This window comes from Microbulbifer halophilus (assembly GCF_026183675.1).
Lineage (GTDB): Bacteria > Pseudomonadota > Gammaproteobacteria > Pseudomonadales > Cellvibrionaceae > Microbulbifer > Microbulbifer halophilus.
Map to the genome: position 1 here is coordinate 59939 of NZ_JAPIVK010000012.1, position 20104 is coordinate 80042.

Here is a 20104-nt window from a genome sequence, read left to right on the forward strand (position 1 = left end):
GTGCGGTGGGCGCCCGAAATTTTCCGTCTCTGTTTCGAAAATGGTCTTTGTGAGGCGGTCGATAAGTTCCAACGATCAATAACACAATAATTACTGGTGTATTTATGAAGCTGACCAGAAAAGCCTCTCTCGCATTGTCATTCCTGTTCACCGCAACTGCGTTCATGTTTACCGCATCCGCCACGGCGCAGGACGGCACCATCTACCCGCTTGAGGCCCCCGAGGAGCCGAATGCCATTCCACTGGGCACCGGTGGTGTCGACGAGCAGGCTGCCCCCGAGACCTGGTTCCGCCAGTGGGGAGATCCGATGGCGCGGAACATCTCAACAGCAACCCTTACTCCCTTCCTGCCCGAAGCGGACAAGGCGAACGGCGCGGCAGTCATAGTGGCGCCTGGCGGTGGTTTCCGGTGGCTGTCGGTGAAGAACGAGGGCTGGGAAGTTGCAGACGCTCTGGCGGAGCGGGGTATCGCCGCTTTCGTGCTCAAATACCGCCTCCAGCCAACTCCGGAATCGCTCGACGGTTTCAGGGAGTCGATGGAGCAGCTCTTCGCCGAGGCGGGCGCGTCTCCCGATGCGGAAAAAAATGGCGAAAAACCGTCGAGCCCGCCGCGCTGGGATCTGTCCAATCAACTCGAGGATGCCGAGGCCGCCTATGCCCTGATCAACGAGCGGGCCAGTGAATGGGGCGTGGATACAGATCGCCTGGGAATGATCGGCTTTTCTGCCGGTGCCGGTTTAACCATGCACTCGACACTCAATTCCGAGGTCATGGATCTCGCCTTTATCGGCCCCATCTATGGTGGCATGGGCCCGGTCGAGGTGCCCACGGATGCACCGCCCATGTTCAATGTTATCGCCGCCGATGATTTCCTCTTCCGCGGCCAGTTCGGCGCAATCGAATCCTGGTTCGAGGCGGGCCGGCCGGTCGAGTTTCACCTCTACCAGAATGGCGGCCACGGTTTCGGTCTCGGAAATCCGGACCGCACCAGCAATCGCTGGTTTGATGCCTTTATGCATTGGCTGCAAGTGAACGATTTTCTCGCCGCCAGTTCGTGACCCTGTATCGATCGATGAAAAGTAAAAGATCTGTAAAGGCCGGACGGTATGTCCGGCCGCTGCTTGGTGTTTCGGCAGCGATAGCCCTATCGCTCGGTTTAATGGCATGCGGGGCGGAAAGTTCAGGCAAGCGGGCAGCAGCTCCAGGTGACACGCACGAGAGGGCCGAAGATGGGCCCGGGCCCATCGAGGCGCGCAACCCCATCATATGGGCGGATGTGCCCGACGTATCGGTAATCCGCGTCGACGATACCTATTACATGAGCAGTACCACCATGCATATGAATCCGGGGCTGCCGATCATGAAGTCCCGGGACCTGGTGAATTGGGAGCTGCTGGGCTACGCCTACGACACACTGGTGGACAACGACCAGATGAACCTGAACGGGGGGCAGAACGCCTATGGCAAGGGTTCCTGGGCCAGCAGCCTGCGTTACCATGAAGGACAGTTCCATGTGTCCACTTTCTCCGCGACTTCCGGCAAAACCCATGTGTACAGAACGGGCGATATCCAGAGCGGGAACTGGCTGGAAACCGCATTCGAGCCGGACCTGCACGACCATTCCCTGTTCTTTGACGACGGCCGTGTTTATATGGTCTATGGCAGTGACGAGATCCGGTTGGTTGAACTGGAGTCCGATTTCTCCGGAATAAAAGCCGGTGGTGTCAATCAGGTGATCATCGACGATGCCAGCAAGCCGGCCGGAGAAGATATCATGCTGCCGGCCGAGGGGTCGCAGTTGTACAAGATCGATGGCCGCTATTACCTGATGAACATCACCTGGCCGCGACAGGGCATGCGCACGGTGGTGATCCATCGCGCCGACCGGCTCACCGGCCCGTACGAGGGCAGGGTGGCACTGCAATATCAGGGCATCGCCCAGGGTGGCCTGATCGAGACGCCGGAGGGTGACTGGTACGCGATGCTCTTCGGCGACCGCGGCGCGGTGGGCCGCATTCCCTATCTGGTGCCGGTAAGCTGGGAAGACGGGTGGCCGATGCTGGGTCGGGAAGGCGTCGTCCCCGAAACCCTCGACGTTTCGCTGGATGGAAAGCCGGTGGAAAATGCGAATGTTGCCGGCATCGTCACTTCGGATGAGTTCGACCGGCCTGAGCTGCCCCTTGCCTGGCAGTGGAATCACAATCCGGCCCCGGAATACTGGTCTCTCACCGACCGGCCCGGCTACCTGCGCCTGACCAATGGCCGTGTGGATCCGGACCTGCTGCAAACCCGCAATACCCTGACCCAGCGCACTTTCGGCCCGGAGAGCTCCGCCTCGGTGCGTGTCGACGTGTCGGCGATGCGCGCCGGAGATGTCGCCGGCCTGGCGCTGCTGCAGAAGCACTACGGCTATGTCGGCGTCAGGCGGGAGGGCGGAAAGCGTTTTGTCACCATGGTCAGCGCGGAAGGTGAGGTGCCGCGGGAGCTGGGCCGGGTGCCCCTGGAGGGGGAGACGGTATACCTGAAGGCGCAGGCCGATTTTCGTCAGGGGGCAGATACCGCCAAATTCTATTACCGCCCGGAAGGCGGGCAATGGAGCCCGATCGGCGGGCCCCTGGCAATGGAATACACTCTGCCGCACTTCATGGGCTACCGCTTTGGCCTGTTCAGCTTTGCCACCCGCGAGGCGGGCGGCGTGGCCGACTTTGACTACTTCAGGCTGGGGGATCCACTGCCTTTCCGGCGGGGACCGGTATTGCAGCAGTAGTTGCGGTCGCCGCTCCCGACTCCGTGGCGCCACTCAGGCTCCCCCTCCAGGGGGGCTACCGCTATCCCGGATCGCTCCCTATTTCGCGGGGGGGTGCTTGTCCTGCAAATTAATAAGTCATACAATAATAGTTATGAGAAAATAAGTGGGGTTCTAATAATGGCCAGTGATGATAAGAAAAAGACAGTCCTGCGGTCGGCCAATTGGTTCGGAACGCGTGACAAGAACGGGTTCATGTACCGCAGTTGGATGAAAAACCAGGGGATTCCCGATCACCACTTCGAAGGCAGGCCGGTCATCGGTATCTGCAATACCTGGTCCGAGCTGACCCCCTGTAACGCCCATTTCCGAAAGATTGCCGAGCATGTCAAGAACGGCATCCGCGAGGCCGGCGGCGTGCCGGTGGAGTTCCCGGTCTTTTCCAACGGCGAGTCCAATCTCCGCCCCACGGCCATGCTGACCCGCAACCTGGCGTCCATGGATACCGAAGAGGCCATCCGCGGCAACCCGATCGACGGCGTCGTATTGCTGGTGGGCTGCGACAAGACCACGCCGGCACTGCTGATGGGCGCCGCCAGCTGCAACCTGCCCACCATGGTGGTCACCGGCGGCCCCATGCTGAACGGCGATCACAAGGGTAAAGAGGTGGGCTCCGGCACTCTCGTGTGGCAGATGCACGAGGAGTACAAGGCCGGCAATATCTCCCTGCACGAATTCCTCAGCGCGGAGGGCAGCATGTCCCGTTCCGCGGGTACCTGCAACACCATGGGTACCGCCTCCACCATGGCCTGCATGGCGGAATCCCTCGGCACCAGCCTGCCGCACAATGCCGCCATCCCGGCGGTGGATTCGCGCCGCTACACCCTGGCGCACATGTCCGGCATGCGCATCGTGGACATGGTGCACGAGGACCTGACCCTGTCGAAGGTGCTGACCAAAGAGGCCTTCCACAACGCCATCCGCACCAATGCGGCCATCGGCGGTTCCACCAACGCGGTGATTCACCTGAAGGCCATCGCCGGCCGCATCGGCGTGGACCTGGACCTGGAAGACTGGTCGAAGGGCCGCGAGGTACCCACGCTGGTGAACCTGCAGCCCTCCGGCGAATACCTGATGGAAGAGTTCTTCTACTCCGGCGGCCTGCCCGCGGTGCTGCGCCGCCTGGGCGAGGCGGACAAGCTCAACCGGGACTGCCTGACCGTGAATGGCCAGTCCCTCTGGGAGAATGTGCAGGATGCTCCCTGTTACAACGACGACGTTATTCGCACCATGGACAATCCGCTGGTGGCCAGCGGCGGCATCTGTATCCTGAAAGGCAACCTGGCCCCGCGCGGCGCGGTGCTGAAACCTTCCGCGGCCAGCCCGGAGCTGATGAACCACCGCGGCCGCGCCGTGGTGTTCGAGGATTTCGATCACTACAAGCAGCGCATCGCCGACCCGGACCTGGATATCGACGAAACCTGCGTGATGGTGATGAAGAACTGCGGTCCCAAGGGTTACCCGGGCATGGCCGAAGTGGGCAATATGGGCTTGCCGCCGAAGCTGCTGAAAAAGGGTATCAAGGATATGGTGCGCATCTCCGATGCCCGCATGAGCGGCACCGCCTTCGGCACGGTGGTGCTGCACGTGGTGCCCGAGGCCATGGAACTGGGTCCGCTGGCCGCGGTACAGGACGGCGATATGGTGCACCTGGATGCGGATAACGGCATCCTGAACCTGGAGATCTCCGACGAGGAACTGGCCTCGCGCCTGGAGTCACTGAAACGCGACCATGTGATTGCCTCCACCGGTGGCTACCTGGAGATGTACCGAGAGCGTGTATTACAGGCGGACGAGGGCTGTGATTTCGATTTCCTCGTCGGCTGTCGCGGCGCCGAAGTGCCGCGGCACTCGCACTGACCGGACTCCGCCCCGTACTGTAGGAGCCTGCCGGGCAGGCTCCTACAAGGGTTTGCGGCAACCAATAAGCAGTCAATAAAGAACACAAGAGCGAGCGATGAACCTGACCAACCAATACCCCAGCCTGAATGGCAAAACCGTATTCGTGTCCGGCGGCGGCTCCGGTATCGGCGCCAGCCTGGTAGAGGCCTTTTTCCAGCAGGGGGCGAAGGTGGCCTTCGTGGATATCCAGCGAGAAGCCTCCCAGGCACTGGTGGAACGCCTGCGCGGCGAGCGGCCGGAGGACTCCGCGGCACAGGTGAGTTTCTACTACTGCGATCTCACCGATATCGAAAGCCTGCGCGCCACCATCTCCCAGGCCGCTGAAGAGCTGGGTCCCATCTCGGTGCTGGTCAACAACGCCGCCAACGACCTGCGCCACGACTTCCGCGAGGTAACGCCGGAAGAGTGGGACAGGCACACCGCCGTCAATATGCGCCACCAGTTCTTTGCTGCCCAGGCGGTGTATCCCTATATGAAAGAGCTCGGTGGTGGTTCCATCATCAATTTCGGTTCCATGAGCTGGCACGCGGCCCAGGGCGGCATGCCCGGCTACACCAGTTCCAAGGCCGCCATCGAGGGCCTGACCCGCGGCCTGGCGCGGGATATGGGGCCGGACAGCATCCGCGTGAACACCCTGGTGCCCGGCTGGGTCATGACCGAAAAGCAGCTGCGCCTCTGGGTCGACGACAGTGCCCGCGAGGACATCGCCAAGGGGCAGTGCATGAAGGGCGAGCTACTACCGGAGCATGTGGCCGCCATGGCCCTGTTCCTCGCCTCCGACGACAGCCGCATGTGCTCGGCGCAGAACTTTATCGTCGACGGCGGCTGGATCTGATACGAGTGACATAACGCGATGGTAGCGTTAACATTCCGGGGCCGGCCGGAGCGTCCTTCCGGTCCCGGTTGTGACCCGCATTTTCCACAGGGAGCCTGGGAAAGTGCGGCCCGATACCTGCAATTTTTATGTACCTCCAAGGTAACGAACACGAAGGAGACTCAACATGCCGCTTACAGGCAAACAACTGATCGCCGGTAAATGGCTCGACGGCCGCGCCGACACCTTTCGGGGTGTCGATCCCGCCAAGGGCGAAAACCTCGAACCGGAGTTCACCTGCGCGGACGAATTCCAGGTGACCGAAGCGGTCAACGCCGCCAGCGAGTGCTTTACCGAATTCGCCAACACCTCGCCACAGAAGCGCGCCGAGTTTCTGAACACCTGCGCCGACGAAATCATGGCCCTGGGTGACGAACTGCTGGAGCGTGTCTCCGCCGAGACCGGCTACCCGCGCGCCCGCGCCGAGGGTGAGCGCGGCCGCACCTGCGGCCAACTGCGCATGTTCGCCGACTGGATCGTGAAGGGCGAATACCTGGATGCCCGCATCGACACCGCGCTGCCGGATCGCCAGCCGATGCCGCGCCCGGACCTGCGCAGCTTCAACCAGGCCCTGGGCCCGGTGGGCGTCTTCGGTGCCAGCAACTTCCCGCTGGCCTTCTCCGTCGCCGGCGGTGACACCGCCGCCGCCTTTGCCGCCGGTTGCCCGGTGATCGTCAAGGCGCACAACTCGCACCCGGGCACCAGCGAACTGGTGGCCCAGGCACTGGCCAAAGCGGTCGAGAAATGCGAGCTGCCGGGTGGCGTCTTCTCGCTGATTCTCGGTTCCGGCAAGCGCGTCGGCGCGGAGCTGGTCAAGTCGCCGGGTATCAAGGCCGTGGGCTTCACCGGTTCCTTCTCCGGCGGTACCGCGCTGTTCAAGCTGGCCAACGAGCGCCCGGAACCGATTCCGGTGTTCGCGGAAATGGGCAGCATCAACCCGGTCGTGCTGCTGCCGGAAGCCCTGAAAAACTCCGCCGAGAGTGTCGCCGAAGGTTTTGTCGGCTCCCTGAACATGGGTACCGGCCAATTCTGTGTAAACCCGGGCCTGGTACTGGGTGTGGAAGGCGAAGACCTGGACCGCTTTATCAGCGCCACCAGCGATGCCCTGGCCAAGGTCGGCGCCGGAGTGATGCTGAACAAGGCCACCCAGCAGGGCTACCAGAGCGGCGGCGCCAAGCTGCGCGACCAGCAGGGCGTGGAAGAGGTTGCCACCGGTGAAGCCACCGGCGACGAGAGCGGTTTCACCTGCCAGGCGAGCCTGCTGACCGTCAGCGGAAAAGACTTCCTGGCCAACGGCGAGCTGCAGGAAGAAGTGTTCGGCCCCACCTCGCTGGTGGTGAAATGCCGCGATCGTGATGAACTGCTGCAGGCCACTGCCGCGCTGCAGGGCCAGCTCACCGGCACGCTGCAGTGCACCGAAGCGGAGCTGGGCAGCTACGGCGACCTGGTAGAGCTGCTGCGCCAGCGCGTGGGCCGCATCGTGGTCAACGGCTATCCCACCGGCGTGGAAGTATGCCACTCCATGATGCATGGCGGTCCCTTCCCAGCGGCCACCGATGCGCGTTTCACCTCCGTGGGTACCAAGGCCATCGAGCGTTTCCTGCGCCCGATCTGCTTCCAGAACTACCCGGAAAGCCTGCTGCCGGAAGCGCTGAAAAACGATAACCCGCTGGGTATCGCGCGCCTGGTGAACGGGGAAAAGACCAGCGATGCTGTCTGAACTGGCAATGCCCCGCGGTATCGAGTCGGCGACTATTCCAGTCGCCGGCGCCGAGCCGCTGCGCACGGTGACCCTGGCCAATGGCCGGGGCACCCGTGTGCGGCTGTGCGAACTCGGCGCCAGCCTGCTGTCAGTGGAGACCACGGATCGCTACGGTCACCGGGACAATATCCTGCTGAGCTACGCCGATCCGCAGCACTGGCTGGAAAACGACTGGTATCTCGGCGTCGCCGTCGGCCGCGTGGCCAACCGCATCGGCGGGGCGCGTTTCCGCATCGGCGAAACCGAATACCGGCTGCCGGCCAACGACGGCGCCAACCACCTGCACGGTGGTCCGGACGGCCTGAGTGGCAAGCGCTGGCAGATGGTGCAGAGCGAGTCCGGCGCGGCGGGCCAGTCCGTGACTTTCCGCAGTGAAAGCCCGGAAGGCGAGGGCGGTTATCCCGGCCGGCTGTCGGTGGAACTGACCTACCGCCTGGGCGAGGACGACACCCTGGCGCTGGAATACCGAGCCACCACGGACAAAGCCACGCCGGTGGCCCTGACCAACCACTGCTACTGGAACCTGGCGGGTCGCGACGGCATTCTCGAACACGAACTGGAAATCCACGCTGAGAAACTGCTGGCACTGAACAGCGAGTTGGTGCCCACCGGCGAATTGCTGGATGTGGAAGGCACACCGGTGGATTTCCGCAAACGCAAGAAAATCGGCCGCGATATCGATGCCTGGCCCGGCGGTTACGACAACTTCTGGGTAGTGGACGAAAACGCGGAAAAAATATTGAAGCCGATTGCAGAGCTCACCCACCCGGCCTCCGGCCGCAGCGTGAAGATCGTCTCCAGCGAGGCGGGTGTGCAGTTCTACAGCGGCAATTTTCTCGACGGCAGCCGCAACCGCGAAGACGGCTCGCCGATACAGCAATACGCCGGGCTCTGCCTGGAAACCCACGGTTTCCCGGACGCGCCCAACCACGACAATTTCCCGTCTGTGATTCTGCAGCCGGGAGAGGAATACCGGCAGACAACCATTTACAGCTTCTCTGCCGAATAAACTGTAGGAGCCTGCTTGCAGGCGAATGGCGGTGGCTTCGGGGTGGCTCATGCCCAAGCAGCCATCCCTGGAGCAGCCGCCGGCCCGGCCATCCATGGCCGGTCGCAAAACTGCGCAACGAGCATGCTCGTTATGCGCGCAGTTTTGCCCATCAAAAAACAAAATAAATATAAACAGATCCTTGTGATGAGGAGAACAACATGAGAATCCCACCGTTACTGACCGGTGCACTCGCGCTGGCTCTCAGTTTCGCCCAGCCCGCGGCCGCCATCACCGTCGGCTTCGCCCAGGTCGGTTCCGAAAGCGGCTGGCGCACCAGCTTCAGTGAATCCGTCAAGGCGGAAGCCAAACGCCGCGGTATCGATCTCAAATTCTCCGACGCACAACAGAAGCAGGAAAACCAGATCAAGGCCGTGCGCAGCTTTGTGGCCCAGCAGGTAGACGCCATCATGATCGCGCCGGTGGTGGAAACCGGCTGGCGTCCGGTCCTGCGCGAGGCCAGACGCGCGGATATTCCCGTCGTGATCCTGGACCGCAATATCCGCGTAAAAGATCCCTCCATGTACCTGACCCGCATCGCCTCGGATTTTGTCGAGGAGGGGCGCCGCGCGGCCGAGTGGCTGATGCAGGAGACCGGCGGCAACTGCGACATCCTCGAGCTGCAGGGCACCGTCGGCGCCACCGCCGCCATCGACCGCATGAAAGGCTTCAAGGAAATCATCGGCGAATACCCGAACGCCGGGATCGTGCGCAGCCAGACCGGCGAATTCACCCGCACCAAGGGCAAGGAAGTCATGGAAGCCATGCTCAAGGCCGAGGGCGGTGGCGAGGAACTCTGCGCGCTCTGGTCCCACAACGATGAAATGGCCATCGGCGCCATCCAGGCAATCAGGGAAGCCGGCCTGAAACCGGGCGAGGATATCCTGGTAGTTTCCGTCGACGGCGTACCGGATTACTTCAAGGCCATGGCCGAAGGTACGGCCAATGCCACCGTGGAACTGACTCCGCACCTGGGCGGCCCGGCGTTCGACGTAATCGATCGCTACCTGGGCGGCGACCGGGATATCGACAAGCAGATCACCACCACCGGCGATCTCTACACGCAGGAAACCGCAGCGGAAGAATACAGAAAACGTACGGGTGGCTGATATGAGTTTGTTGAACCTGAGCGGAATCGAAAAGCAATACCCGGGCGTCAAGGCGCTGGACGGCGTCGACTTCCAGTTGCGCGAAGGCGAGATCCACGCGTTGCTGGGGGAAAACGGCGCGGGCAAATCCACCCTGGTCAAGGTGATGACCGGCGCGCTGGAGGGCGACGGCGGTTCCATGGCCTACCTGGACAAGCCGCTCAAGCTGAAGAGCACGGCCCAGGCGCAGTCAGTCGGCATCAGCACCGTCTACCAGGAAGTGAACCTGCTGCCCAACCTCAGCGTGGCGCAGAACCTCTACCTGGGGCGCGAGCCGAAAAAGTTCGGGCTGATCGACTGGAAGCGCATCTACAGACAATCCCGCGAAGTCCTGAAACGTTTCGCCCTAGATATCGATGTCACCCAACCGCTGTCCAGCTACTCCGTGGCCATCCAGCAACTGGTGGCCATCGCCCGCGGCGTGGATATGTCGGCGAAAGTACTGGTGCTGGACGAGCCCACCGCGAGCCTGGATGCCGGTGAGGTGGAGCAGTTGTTCGACGTCCTGCGCGAACTGAAATCCCAGGGTATCGGCATCGTCTTTATTACCCACTTCCTCGATCAGGTTTATGCGGTTAGCGATCGCATCACCGTGCTGCGCAATGGCGGCCTGGTGGGCGAGTTCGAAACCGCGGGCCTGCCGCGCGAGGAACTGGTGGGCCATATGCTGGGCAAGGAGCTGCAGGCCCAGGCGCACCGCGCCCCGGAACGGGACGACCGCGCCGCGGGTGAACCGCTGCTGGAACTGGACGACGTCGCCGTGCGCGGTTCCCTGCAGCCGACTTCCCTGACCGTTAAACGCGGCGAGGCCGTGGGCCTGGCCGGCCTGCTGGGCTCCGGGCGCTCGGAAGTCTGCCGCGCGGTGTTCGGCGTGGATAAAAAATCCTCCGGCGCACTGACATTCTCCGGCCGCGAACGCAGCTTCCGCAAACCGGCCGAGGCCATCGAGGCCGGCCTGGCACTCTGCCCGGAGGACCGCAAGGCCAGTGGCATCGTCGGCCCGCTGTCCATCCGCGAAAACATCGCCCTGGCGGTACAGGCCCGCCGCGGCTGGTGGCGGCCCATGAGCCGCACCGAACAGCAGGAATTGGCAGAAAAGTTTATCGCGGAGCTGCAGATCGCCACCCCGGACGCGGACAAACCCATCGAACAGCTGAGCGGCGGCAACCAGCAGAAAGTCATCCTGGCCCGCTGGCTGGCCACCAATCCGGAACTGCTGGTGCTGGACGAACCCACCCGCGGCGTCGATATCGGCGCGCACGCGGAGATCCTGAAACTGATCAAGCAACTCTGCGGCGAAGGCATGTCCCTGCTGGTGACCTCATCCGAACTGGAAGAACTGGTGGCCTTCTCCGACCGCGTAGCGGTCATGCGCGACCGCAAGAAAGTGGCCGAGATCGAAGGCGAGGAAATCTCCGAAAACCGAATAATGCAAGCCATCGCCGAGGCCTGACCCCTGGGTGCGCGGAGCTCCAGCTCCGCAAGCGGCCGGCGGCCGCTCCCTGGATACCGGCCTCCGCCGGTATGACGAGTCGCATTGTAGGAGCCTCGTCATTCCGGCGCAGGCCGGAATCCAGAGAAGGGCCACGGAGCTAAAAACCGGCACAAACAAAAAACAGATCAACCAAAACAAAAGCGAAACCAAATAAAAAAAGAGGCGAGATGTGAACAACCTACCACCCGCTGCCGCCAAAGAGCAGCCAGTTTCGCCGGCCGGGCCGCGCGGCCTATTGCCGCCGCTGAACGGCCGCTACCTCTGGCCACTGCTGGGCCTGGTCCTGCTGCTGGCCATCAACCTGGTGCTGTCACCGGAATTCTTCCAGGTAAAACTCGTCGACGGCCGGCTCTACGGCAGCCTGATCGATGTGCTTAACCGCAGCGCCCCGGTGGCCCTGCTGGCCATCGGCATGACGCTTGTGATTGCCACCGGCGGTATCGACCTGTCCGTGGGCGCCACCATGGCCATCGCCGGCGCCGTCTGTGCCAATATGCTGGTCGGCGGCGTGGACAGTATTTTCCTGGTCGTCGCCGGCGGCATGGCCATCGGCATCCTGATCGGCGCCGTCAACGGCAGCCTGGTGAGCTTCCTCGGTATCCAGCCCATCGTCGCCACCCTGATACTGATGGTAGCGGGTCGCGGTATCGCCCAGTTGATCAACGCGGGCCAGATCGTCACCTTCCAGAACGAAGCCTTTACCTTTATCGGCACCGGCTCCGTATTCGGTGTGCCTTTCCCGATCCTGCTGGTGCTGATGGTGTTCGCCGCCATCCAGCTTCTGATGCGCAAAACCGCACTGGGCCTGTTTGTGGAATCCGTTGGCTGCAATGCCGGCGCCAGCCACTACCTGGGGGTCAATGCGCGCGCGGTAAAAATGATGGTCTACTGCATCGCCGGCCTCTGCGCAGCGCTGGCGGGTATGATCGCCGCGGCGGATATCCAGGGCTCCGATGCCAATAACGCCGGCCTGTGGCTGGAGCTGGATGCCATTCTGGCAGTGGTGATCGGCGGCGCCTCGCTGATGGGTGGTCGCTTTTCGCTTGTGCTGTCGCTGGTGGGTGTGCTGATCATCCAGTGTCTCAGCACCACCATCATCATGAGCGGCGTGCCGCCGAAATATAACCTGGTGATCAAGTCGCTGGTGGTCGTTTTCGTACTGCTACTGCAGAGCCCGCGCTTCCAGGCACAGATGGGGGCGCTGATTGCGCTGGCCAAGTCGAAAAGCAACAAATCCGTCGGGGAGAGGGCAGAGGCGTGATGAATTCCAGATTTACTTCCCTGTATGTGACCGGCGGCCTGTTTATGCTGCTGTTCCTGATCGGCTCGCTGCAGTTCGATCACTTCGGCAGCACCCGCGTGCTGGCCAACCTGTTTACCGACAACGCCTTCCTGGCGATCACCGCCATCGGCATGACCTTCGTGATCATCTCCGGCGGTATCGACCTGTCCGTGGGCGCGGTGATCGCGCTGACCGGCGTCGCCTGTGGTGTACTGATCGGCGAGGCGGGCCTGCATCCGCTGGTGGTATTCCCGCTGGTGCTGATCGGCGGTGGCCTGTTCGGCGCCACCATGGGTGCATTGATTCACTATTACAAGTTGCAGCCGTTTATCGTCACCCTGGCCGGCATGTTCCTGGCCCGGGGCCTGGCGACCATCCTCAGCGACAAGTCGGTCCCCATCGATCATTCCTTTTACGACGCCGTGGCGGATTTCGGTACCTTCCTGCCCGGAGACGCCTGGGTAGGGGCTTCCACCCTGATCCTGGCGCTGGTGGTGGCGGGCGCGGTTGTGCTGGCCCACTACAGCCGCCTGGGTGGCTATATCTACGCGCTCGGCGGCAATGCCCAATCCGCCCGGCTGATGGGGGTACCGGTGGCGCGCACGACCATTTCGATCTATGCCATCAGCGGATTCCTGTCCGCGCTGGCGGGAATTGTCTACTCGTTTTATACCTTCTCCGGCTATTCACTGGCGGCCGTTGGCATGGAACTGGATGCCATTGCGGCGGTGGTCATCGGTGGCACCCTGCTGACCGGCGGCTCCGGTTATGTCATCGGTACCCTGATCGGCGTTTTGATCATGGGCATTATCCAGACCTATATTTCATTTGACGGCACCCTCAACAGCTGGTGGACAAAAATTGTTATCGGCCTGCTGCTGTTCGCATTTATCGCCATGCAGCGACTGCTTACAGCGCGAGGCAACAGGGGAATGGCGCATGCTTGATGTACAGCTCATCGATATCATTGATGTAGAAAATACCCTCGGCGAAGGGGTGCAGTGGAACCACCGGGACAACAGTGTCTGGTGGACCGATATCCAGGAGTGCAAACTCTACCGGCTGCAGTGGCCGAGCCGCGAGCTGGAAGTGTTCGAAACCCCGGAGCGTCTCTGCGCCTTCGCTTTTACCGACCGCGAAAACTGCATCGTCGCCGCGTTCGAAAGCGGTTTCGTTCTCTACGATTATCGGCAGGGTGAAGTGCTGTGGCAGAAAACCCTGCTGCCGGAGAATTCCGGTATGCGCTTTAACGACGGCCGCATCGACCGGCAGGGCCGCTTCTGGGCCGGCACCATGGTGGAAGATGGCTCTGATCGCGCCGACGCCGGTCTCTTCCGCCTGGACACCGGTGGCGGTGTGACGCAGATGGCGAGCGATATCCGGATTTCCAATGGCTGTGCATGGGATCCCCGGGGCGAACACTTCTACTTTGCCGACACGCCCAGAAGAAAACTGTACCGCTACGACTTCGATGCAAAGACCGGTGATATCAGCAACCGCCAACTGTTCAACCGCACCCTGATGCACCGCTATCCGGACGGCGCTACCGTAGACGCCGATGGCCACCTCTGGTCCGCCCAGTGGCAGGGTGCGCGGGTGGTTCGCTACGACGCGAACGGGCGCACCGCCGGTGCCGTGACACTACCGGTCAGCCAGACCACCTGCGTCGCCTTCGGCGGCGAGAATATGGACCTGCTGTTCGTGACCTCCGCGCGCGAATCCCTGAGCGAATGGACCCTCGACCGCGAACGCTGTGCCGGCGGCCTGTTCGTACTGCAGACGCCGTTCAGGGGGGTACAGGACCCGGTGTTCGATAGCAGCGCGTTGCTGGAATCATCCCGGAACATCAAACAGACCGCGTAACCCTCTTGTAGGAGCCTGCTTGCAGGCGAATGGCCGTTGAGCCCCATTCCTGTTCGCCTGCAAGCAGGCTCCTACGATGTACCGTAGGGTGCGCCGCGCGCACCGCCCCGCTCTGGGGTTCCCGGTGCGCACGGCGCACCCTACGCGTTCACTGAAGATTCAATTCGTAAACCGCTTCGCCGTTCTCGTTCACCTCCAGGAAAATCGCCTCCGGCGCCTGGGTGGCCACGAAGTTGTCGGTCCGGTCGGTGTCGGGTGTGCGGAAAACGATCTCCAGGTCGGTGGCGCTTTCAATCGGCGCGAATGACCAGTTGCCGTCGGCGGTGGGGGTTACCGGGCTGTTTTCCTTGATGTAGTCCGCCAGCACCGTGCGGTTTTCGTCCGGGGACTCGATGACGATATGATCGCCGCCGGTGCCGGCAAACTTGCCGCCGCCGGCGCGGTAGTTGTTGGTGGCGACCAGGAATTCGTCGTCGTCCGCTACCGCGTTGCCCTGGTACTGCAGGTTTGCGATGCGGTTGCCGTCGCTGATCTTCGCGCAGTCGCCGTCGTAGCGGGCCGGCTGGGTCACGTCTATCTGGTAAGTCACACCGTCGATCACATCGAAATTGTAGGTGGGGAAACCGCTGAAGTTCACCAGTTCCTGGCGTTCGGCGGAATCGATATCGATCTGGTGGAACTGGGAGGCGGAGCATTCCAGCCACTGGGTCAGTTCCGCGCCGTTCAGCTTCACCGCCATCAATGTGTTGGGGTAGAGGTAGAGGTCCGCGGCGTTCCTGACCTTGAGTTCGCCCTCGGGCACCACGGTAAAGCTGCTCTCGTCCGAGCAGATGCCGTCGCGGGTGCAGGCCTTGAAGGGCGCAGCGGCGGAGAGTACCGGCAGGTGCTGCAGGTTGACGTCCCCTTCAATCAGTTCTTCCACATAGGCTTTCTGCGCGTCGCTGATGATCTGTACCGAGGGATCGTCTTTTACGACGGCCAGGAAGCTGAAAATATCGTCGGTGGATTCGCCGATGGGCTGGTTCATATAGTCGATGGTGGCCTGGTGATCGTCGGCCAGCATGGCTACCAGGTTCGCATCCGCCTCCACGGTGGGCGAGTCGTCGGTGACAATGGCCGGGGTGGAGACGGCGCTGTCGGCGATGCGCCAGCTATCCGCGCCTGTGTCGTAGTCGAGGGCCAGGTCGATCACGCCCAGGTGGCTGCCCCAGTAGCCGGGCATGACCGCGGGCACGCCTCTGATGGTGCCGGCTTCGATATCCACTTCGGCAGTGTCGGCGAAGTTGTCGGAAGGGAACAGCAGGTGGCTGTGGCCGAACATGATGGCATCAATGCCCTCCACATCCGCCAGGTACCAGCTGCTGTTTTCCGGTTTGTCGGCTTCGGTGTAGGCGGTAGTGCTGATGCCGGAGTGGGGGATGGCGACGACGATATCCGCTCCCTGTTCCCGCATTTCCGGTACAAAGCGCTCCGCCATGGCCTTGATATCGCGGGCTTTTACCTTGCCTTCCAGGTTGCTCTTGTCCCACTGCATGATCTGCGGCGGCACGAAACCGATAAAGCCGATGGTGATATCCCGGGGATCGCCGTTGCGGTCCAGCAGGGTTTTATCGATCAGCTGGTAGGGCTCGAAGTAGAGCTGGTCGTTGCTGTCATCCGCATCGCCATCGTCCTTGAAAATATTGGCGCTGATGTAGGGGAAGTTGGCGTCGTTGATACTTTCCGCCAGGTAATCCAGGCCGTAGTTGAATTCGTGGTTGCCGTAGTTGGCTACGTCGTAGTCCAGCTCGTTCATGGCCTTGTACACCGGGTGCACCTGGTCGGCGGTAAGGCCTTCCGCCTGGCGCCAGTTGCCCATGGGGCTGCCCTGAATCAGGTCGCCGTTGTCCACCAGCACGCTGTTGTCCGGGTTTTCCAGCTCGGCGCGGGCATTTTTTATCAGGGTTGCGGTGCGCACCAGGCCCACCGCGGTATCGGGCGCGTCGCCGTAGTAGTTGTAGTCCATTACATTGGAATGGATATCCGTGGTTTCCATCAGGCGCAGATCCACCTGGACGGTGCCATCGCTATTGTCGTTATTGCCCTGTGCGGGAGAAACGAATCGTTCGTTGTCGCCGCCGCTGCAGCCAGTGATCAGGGCAGTGCCGGTTATGGATATTGCGAGTAGTGTTCGAAAACAGGACGTCATTATTTTTCCTTCTTTCAATAGAAAAAGGACGGCGGCAGTGCCGTCGTCCGGGTGAAAAAGATTAAAAACATTCAGGGGCAGTTGCCGATCTCGGTCAGGCTGCTGACCGACTCCAGGCTCGGGTAGTTCATATAGAGGTCGCGCACTCCCTCCACCTCGAGGGTTTCGCCCACTATGGAGGGGTTGTTGGCCGGGCTGAATTGGGCGCGTTGGCCGGATTCCAGCTTCACGTAGATGGTGGTGCCGCTGTTCAGGTCACCCAGTTCCAGGGCGTAGGGATCGTTGATTCCGCCGATCACTTCCCCCACTACCGTCAGCGCCGTGCCCTGATCACTGGCGTAAGCGGTGCCTACGGAAACCGCCCCGGTCGAACCGCAGGAGCCGCTGCCGCCACCGCCGCTGACCAGTTGCATGTCGGTAACGTATTCGATGCTGGGCTGGCTCATGTAACTGTCGCGGGTACCGCTGACATTCAATGTCTCGCCGATCACCGCCGGATTGTTCTGGGGGCTGAACTCGGCGCGGTACTGGCTTTCCAGTTTTACGTAAAGCGTGCTGCCACTGGCCGGGTCTTCAATTTCCAGGGCGTATTCGCCGTTGATGGCTTGGGTGATTTCCCCTTCCACCGTGACCTGGGTGCCGTTGGAAAGGGCCAGCGCCTCGCTTACGGAGAGGGTTTCGCCACCACCCCCGCCACTGCCGGCGGGGCCGTCCGCCGCGCCGTAGGCGCCGTAATCGAAGGTGCTGGCATCCCAGGGGTTGTAGCCGTTGGAGGGGCTGCTCCAGGGCTGGCCGTTATCCGGATCGTCCTGTTCCACACTGGCCATGGGATTGGGCGTGGCGGTACCCGCAGGGTGGGCGCTGCTGTCGAAATGGGTATAGCTTTCCGGCGTCGCCAGCCAGTCGATCAGGTTGAGGCTGAGCTGGGCGGCGTTGCCGGCGTCGGTCCAGCCGGGGTAGGTGCTTTTGCTATTGCCGTTGTCTTGGCGCTTGTACTTGGGGGAGGCGTCTTCGATGGGGCTGGAATCGCCGATAAACGCCGCCTTGCCCGGGCCGGATTTGGCGATGGCCACATAGGGCCCCTCGTCGCTGCCGCCGAAGTAGAGACCGGAATCCACCGCGTGGGTCCAGGGGTCGGGATTGTCGCTGCCGGAGAAATACACCAGGCCCTTGGCCCGGTTCGGATCGGTGATGGCGAGCGTGGCGCCGCCGGCCATCAGTACCGGGCCCACGCCGTCGGTGAGCCCTTCCACCTGCGACGACGGTTCTATGCCGCTGACGCCGCTGTGCCAGTCGATGGCGTTGAAGCGAAAGCGGATACCGAACTCCCCGGCCAACCAGCCGCTGGCGCTGCCGGGGTTGCGCAGGTCGCCGTAGCTGCCGCCGACATTGAACTGGAGCAGGGTGGAGCGGTTGTAGCCGTTGAACACCTCGGTGCTGTCCCAGCTATTGAGGTTGCGGTCCGCGTTGTAGTGGTCGGCGATAAAGAAAATACCCTTGCCGTCCGCAACGAAGTCTTCGAGCGCCTGCTGTTCCACCTGGGTGAAGGGGCGGTTGCTCTCCGCCAGCACCAGTACGTCCGCGTGGCTGATGGCGGCGTGGGTGATCACCGCCTCGTTGGCATTGCTGTTGGCGGTGCCGGGGTTGGTGTAGTCGTCCACGAACTGGATGACACCGTCGCCGTTTTTGTCCAGGCCGCGGTACTCCTCCACCGTGTAGCCGGCGGCCACCAGGTCGTCGGCGAAATCGGAAAAGGCGCCGTCGATCACCCAGTCCGCATTGCCCTCGGTGCCGCCGTGGGAAACGTCGAAGAGCACCACCTTGCCGTTGTCGTTGGCGCCCGGTGTCAGGGCCGGTGCCGGGTAGTTCCATTCGTAGGGGGCGGCCTGGGCCAGGCCGCTGAGGAGCAGGGTTGTCAGCACTATTCTTTTCATGGGGGCGTCCTTGTTCGGGATTGTAGCTGCAGCCGGAGGGTGACCGACGGAAAAGAAAATCTGGCTAAGAATTGGTGACGATTTCGTTAAATTTTCCCGGCGAGAACAGCGGCCCGCTTGGCAGATCCCGTGATTCTATGGCCCAGAGGAGGTTTTTTGCGCCAGTTGGCGCCAAATAACCCGGGTTATGGCTGGATCTTCTGTCGCTAAACGCCTACTCTCTAATTGCATACAATAATACAAATAAGTGTATGCGCTCATTTTTCAAATAAATATAAAAGGAAAGAGCGATGATCCTACGTACACCCCTGTCAGGGCTGTGCACGCTGTTGCGTGCCCTGTTACTTGCCTGTATCAGCGTCAACGCCTTCGCCGTCACCATGACGGGCCTGGACAACTCCCACGACCCCGCTGCCATCGTCAAGGACGGCGGTACCTACTACCACTTCACCACCGGCGGCGGTATCTGGTATTCCACCTCCCAGAACATCACCCACTGGGAAGCCGGCCCCGAGCCCGTATTCCCGAGCGGCTGGCCGGCCTGGATCGACAGCGCCGTGCCGGACTTCGAGGGTGAATTCTGGGCGCCGGACGCCATCTATATGGATGGCTATTACTATATCTACTATTCCGTCTCCACCTTCGGTTCCTCCCGTTCCGCCATCGGCGTGGTGCGCACCCCGTCCCTGAACAACCCCGACTGGCAGGATCAGGGCATGGTGATCAGCTCCAACGGTGGCACCAACGAGAAAAACGCGATCGACCCGGCGCTGTTCCGCGACGACGACGGCCGCGTCTATATGAGCTACGGCTCCTGGTTCGATGGCATCGGCGTTGTGGAGATCGACCCGGCCACCGGCAAGACCATCGGCGGTGTCACCCACCTGTACGGCGGCGGCCACCAGAGTATCGAGGCCCCGTATATCACCAAAAACAATGGCTATTACTACCTGTTCGTCAATCGCGGCAAATGTTGTGAAGGCCTGGACAGCACCTATTACATCGAAGTGGGCCGCGCCACCAGCATCACCGGCCCCTACAGCGGCTGGCGCACCATACTGCCGAACCGCGAGGGCAAGTATCACGGCCCCGGGCATGTGGGGCTGCTGCAGGAGGGCAGTTGCAACTACGTCTCCACCCACTACTACGACGCCACGGACAATGGCGCGGCCAAGCTGGATGTGCAGCACATGACTTATGTCGACGGCTGGCCGTCCATGACCCGCGACTACACTCCCGGCGACTGCCCGGTGGTGGCCGGCCCGCCCGCCGACGGCACCTATGTGATCGAGGCGCGACACAGCGACAAGGCGCTGAGCGTGGAGAACAACTCCACCGAAAACGGCGCCGATGTGGAGCAGCGCGGCTACGCCGGTGACGCCGGCCAGCGCTGGCAGCTCACCGACCTGGGCAACGGCTACTACAGCCTGATCAATCAGGGCAGCAATCGCAGCCTGGATGTATGGGAGCGGTCGGAAGACGCGGGCGCCAATATCGCCCAGTGGGATTACTGGGAGGGCGAGGGCCAGCAGTGGCTGCTCGAAGACACCGGCGACGGCTATTTCATGATCCGCTCGCGCCTCAGCGGCCATGTGCTGGACGTGGAAGGCAAGAGCCAGTCCGACGGTGCCACGGTGCTCCAGTGGTCCGAGACCGGTGGCGGAAACCAGCAGTGGTATTTCCGCGCTCCCTGACACCAAGTGATCACCCGCATCAAAGGGCTGTGCCATTGCGGCACAGCCCTTTTACCAACCCAGAAAAGTCCGCTAAGGTAATCCCTCCCCAGAGAGCAGACTCCTCCC

General features: G+C 62.1%; 14 protein-coding genes. 12 read left to right on the plus strand and 2 right to left on the minus strand.

Features of this window, described 5'->3' with window-relative positions:
• The first annotated feature begins 104 nt into the window (after positions 1 to 104).
• From OQE62_RS08210 to OQE62_RS08260, 11 genes are all read left to right on the plus strand, one after another.
• Positions 105 to 1058 carry an alpha/beta hydrolase gene (locus OQE62_RS08210; RefSeq protein WP_265721534.1) on the plus strand — a complete coding sequence of 318 codons (954 nt, stop codon included), beginning with the start codon at positions 105 to 107 and terminating at the stop codon, positions 1056 to 1058.
• A 101-nt stretch (positions 1059 to 1159) separates the two neighbouring features.
• Positions 1160 to 2767 carry a glycoside hydrolase family 43 protein gene (locus tag OQE62_RS08215; protein ID WP_265721535.1) on the plus strand — a complete coding sequence of 536 codons (1608 nt, stop codon included), beginning with the start codon at positions 1160 to 1162 and terminating at the stop codon, positions 2765 to 2767.
• A 159-nt stretch (positions 2768 to 2926) separates the two neighbouring features.
• The gene (locus OQE62_RS08220; protein ID WP_265721536.1) at positions 2927 to 4666 is read left to right on the plus strand and encodes an IlvD/Edd family dehydratase; all 1740 of its coding nucleotides are present in this window, start codon (positions 2927 to 2929) and stop codon (positions 4664 to 4666) included.
• Positions 4667 to 4763: 97 nt separating this feature from the next.
• Positions 4764 to 5543, plus strand: a complete 780-nt coding sequence (locus OQE62_RS08225) for an SDR family NAD(P)-dependent oxidoreductase (protein WP_265721537.1) — start codon at positions 4764 to 4766, stop codon at positions 5541 to 5543.
• A gap of 166 nt (positions 5544 to 5709) precedes the next feature.
• The gene (locus OQE62_RS08230; RefSeq protein WP_265721538.1) at positions 5710 to 7302 is read left to right on the plus strand and encodes an aldehyde dehydrogenase (NADP(+)); all 1593 of its coding nucleotides are present in this window, start codon (positions 5710 to 5712) and stop codon (positions 7300 to 7302) included.
• Positions 7292 to 8353, plus strand: coding sequence for an aldose epimerase family protein (locus tag OQE62_RS08235; RefSeq protein ID WP_265721539.1), 1062 nt, complete (start codon positions 7292 to 7294; stop codon positions 8351 to 8353). Before OQE62_RS08230 ends, OQE62_RS08235 begins: the two co-directional genes overlap by 11 nt.
• A 200-nt stretch (positions 8354 to 8553) precedes the next feature.
• Positions 8554 to 9501: an ABC transporter substrate-binding protein gene (locus OQE62_RS08240; protein WP_265721540.1), complete on the plus strand. Its 948-nt coding sequence runs from the start codon at positions 8554 to 8556 to the stop codon at positions 9499 to 9501.
• A gap of 1 nt (position 9502) precedes the next feature.
• Positions 9503 to 10993: a sugar ABC transporter ATP-binding protein gene (locus OQE62_RS08245; protein ID WP_265721541.1), complete on the plus strand. Its 1491-nt coding sequence runs from the start codon at positions 9503 to 9505 to the stop codon at positions 10991 to 10993.
• Positions 10994 to 11204: 211 nt separating this feature from the next.
• The gene (locus OQE62_RS08250; protein WP_265721542.1) at positions 11205 to 12296 is read left to right on the plus strand and encodes an ABC transporter permease; all 1092 of its coding nucleotides are present in this window, start codon (positions 11205 to 11207) and stop codon (positions 12294 to 12296) included.
• A complete protein-coding gene (gene yjfF / locus OQE62_RS08255; RefSeq protein WP_265721543.1) occupies positions 12296 to 13264 on the plus strand; it encodes a galactofuranose ABC transporter, permease protein YjfF in 969 nt (322 codons plus the stop codon). Before OQE62_RS08250 ends, yjfF begins: the two co-directional genes overlap by 1 nt.
• Entirely contained in the window at positions 13257 to 14180 is a 924-nt protein-coding gene (locus OQE62_RS08260; protein WP_265721544.1) for an SMP-30/gluconolactonase/LRE family protein, read from the plus strand. The genes yjfF and OQE62_RS08260 overlap by 8 nt, the downstream gene beginning before the upstream one ends.
• Positions 14181 to 14328: 148 nt before the next feature.
• Here OQE62_RS08260 and OQE62_RS08265 read toward each other — a convergent pair whose 3' ends face one another.
• Together OQE62_RS08265 and OQE62_RS08270 are read right to left on the minus strand one after the other, a co-directional pair.
• Entirely contained in the window at positions 14329 to 16368 is a 2040-nt protein-coding gene (locus OQE62_RS08265; protein WP_265721545.1) for a bifunctional 2',3'-cyclic-nucleotide 2'-phosphodiesterase/3'-nucleotidase, read from the minus strand.
• 71 nt (positions 16369 to 16439) lie between these two features.
• Positions 16440 to 18302, minus strand: coding sequence for a hypothetical protein (locus OQE62_RS08270; protein WP_265721546.1), 1863 nt, complete (start codon positions 18300 to 18302; stop codon positions 16440 to 16442).
• 290 nt (positions 18303 to 18592) lie between these two features.
• Between OQE62_RS08270 and OQE62_RS08275 the strand changes: the two genes are divergently transcribed.
• Positions 18593 to 19996: a family 43 glycosylhydrolase gene (locus OQE62_RS08275; RefSeq protein ID WP_265721547.1), complete on the plus strand. Its 1404-nt coding sequence runs from the start codon at positions 18593 to 18595 to the stop codon at positions 19994 to 19996.
• Positions 19997 to 20104: the final 108 nt, after the last annotated feature.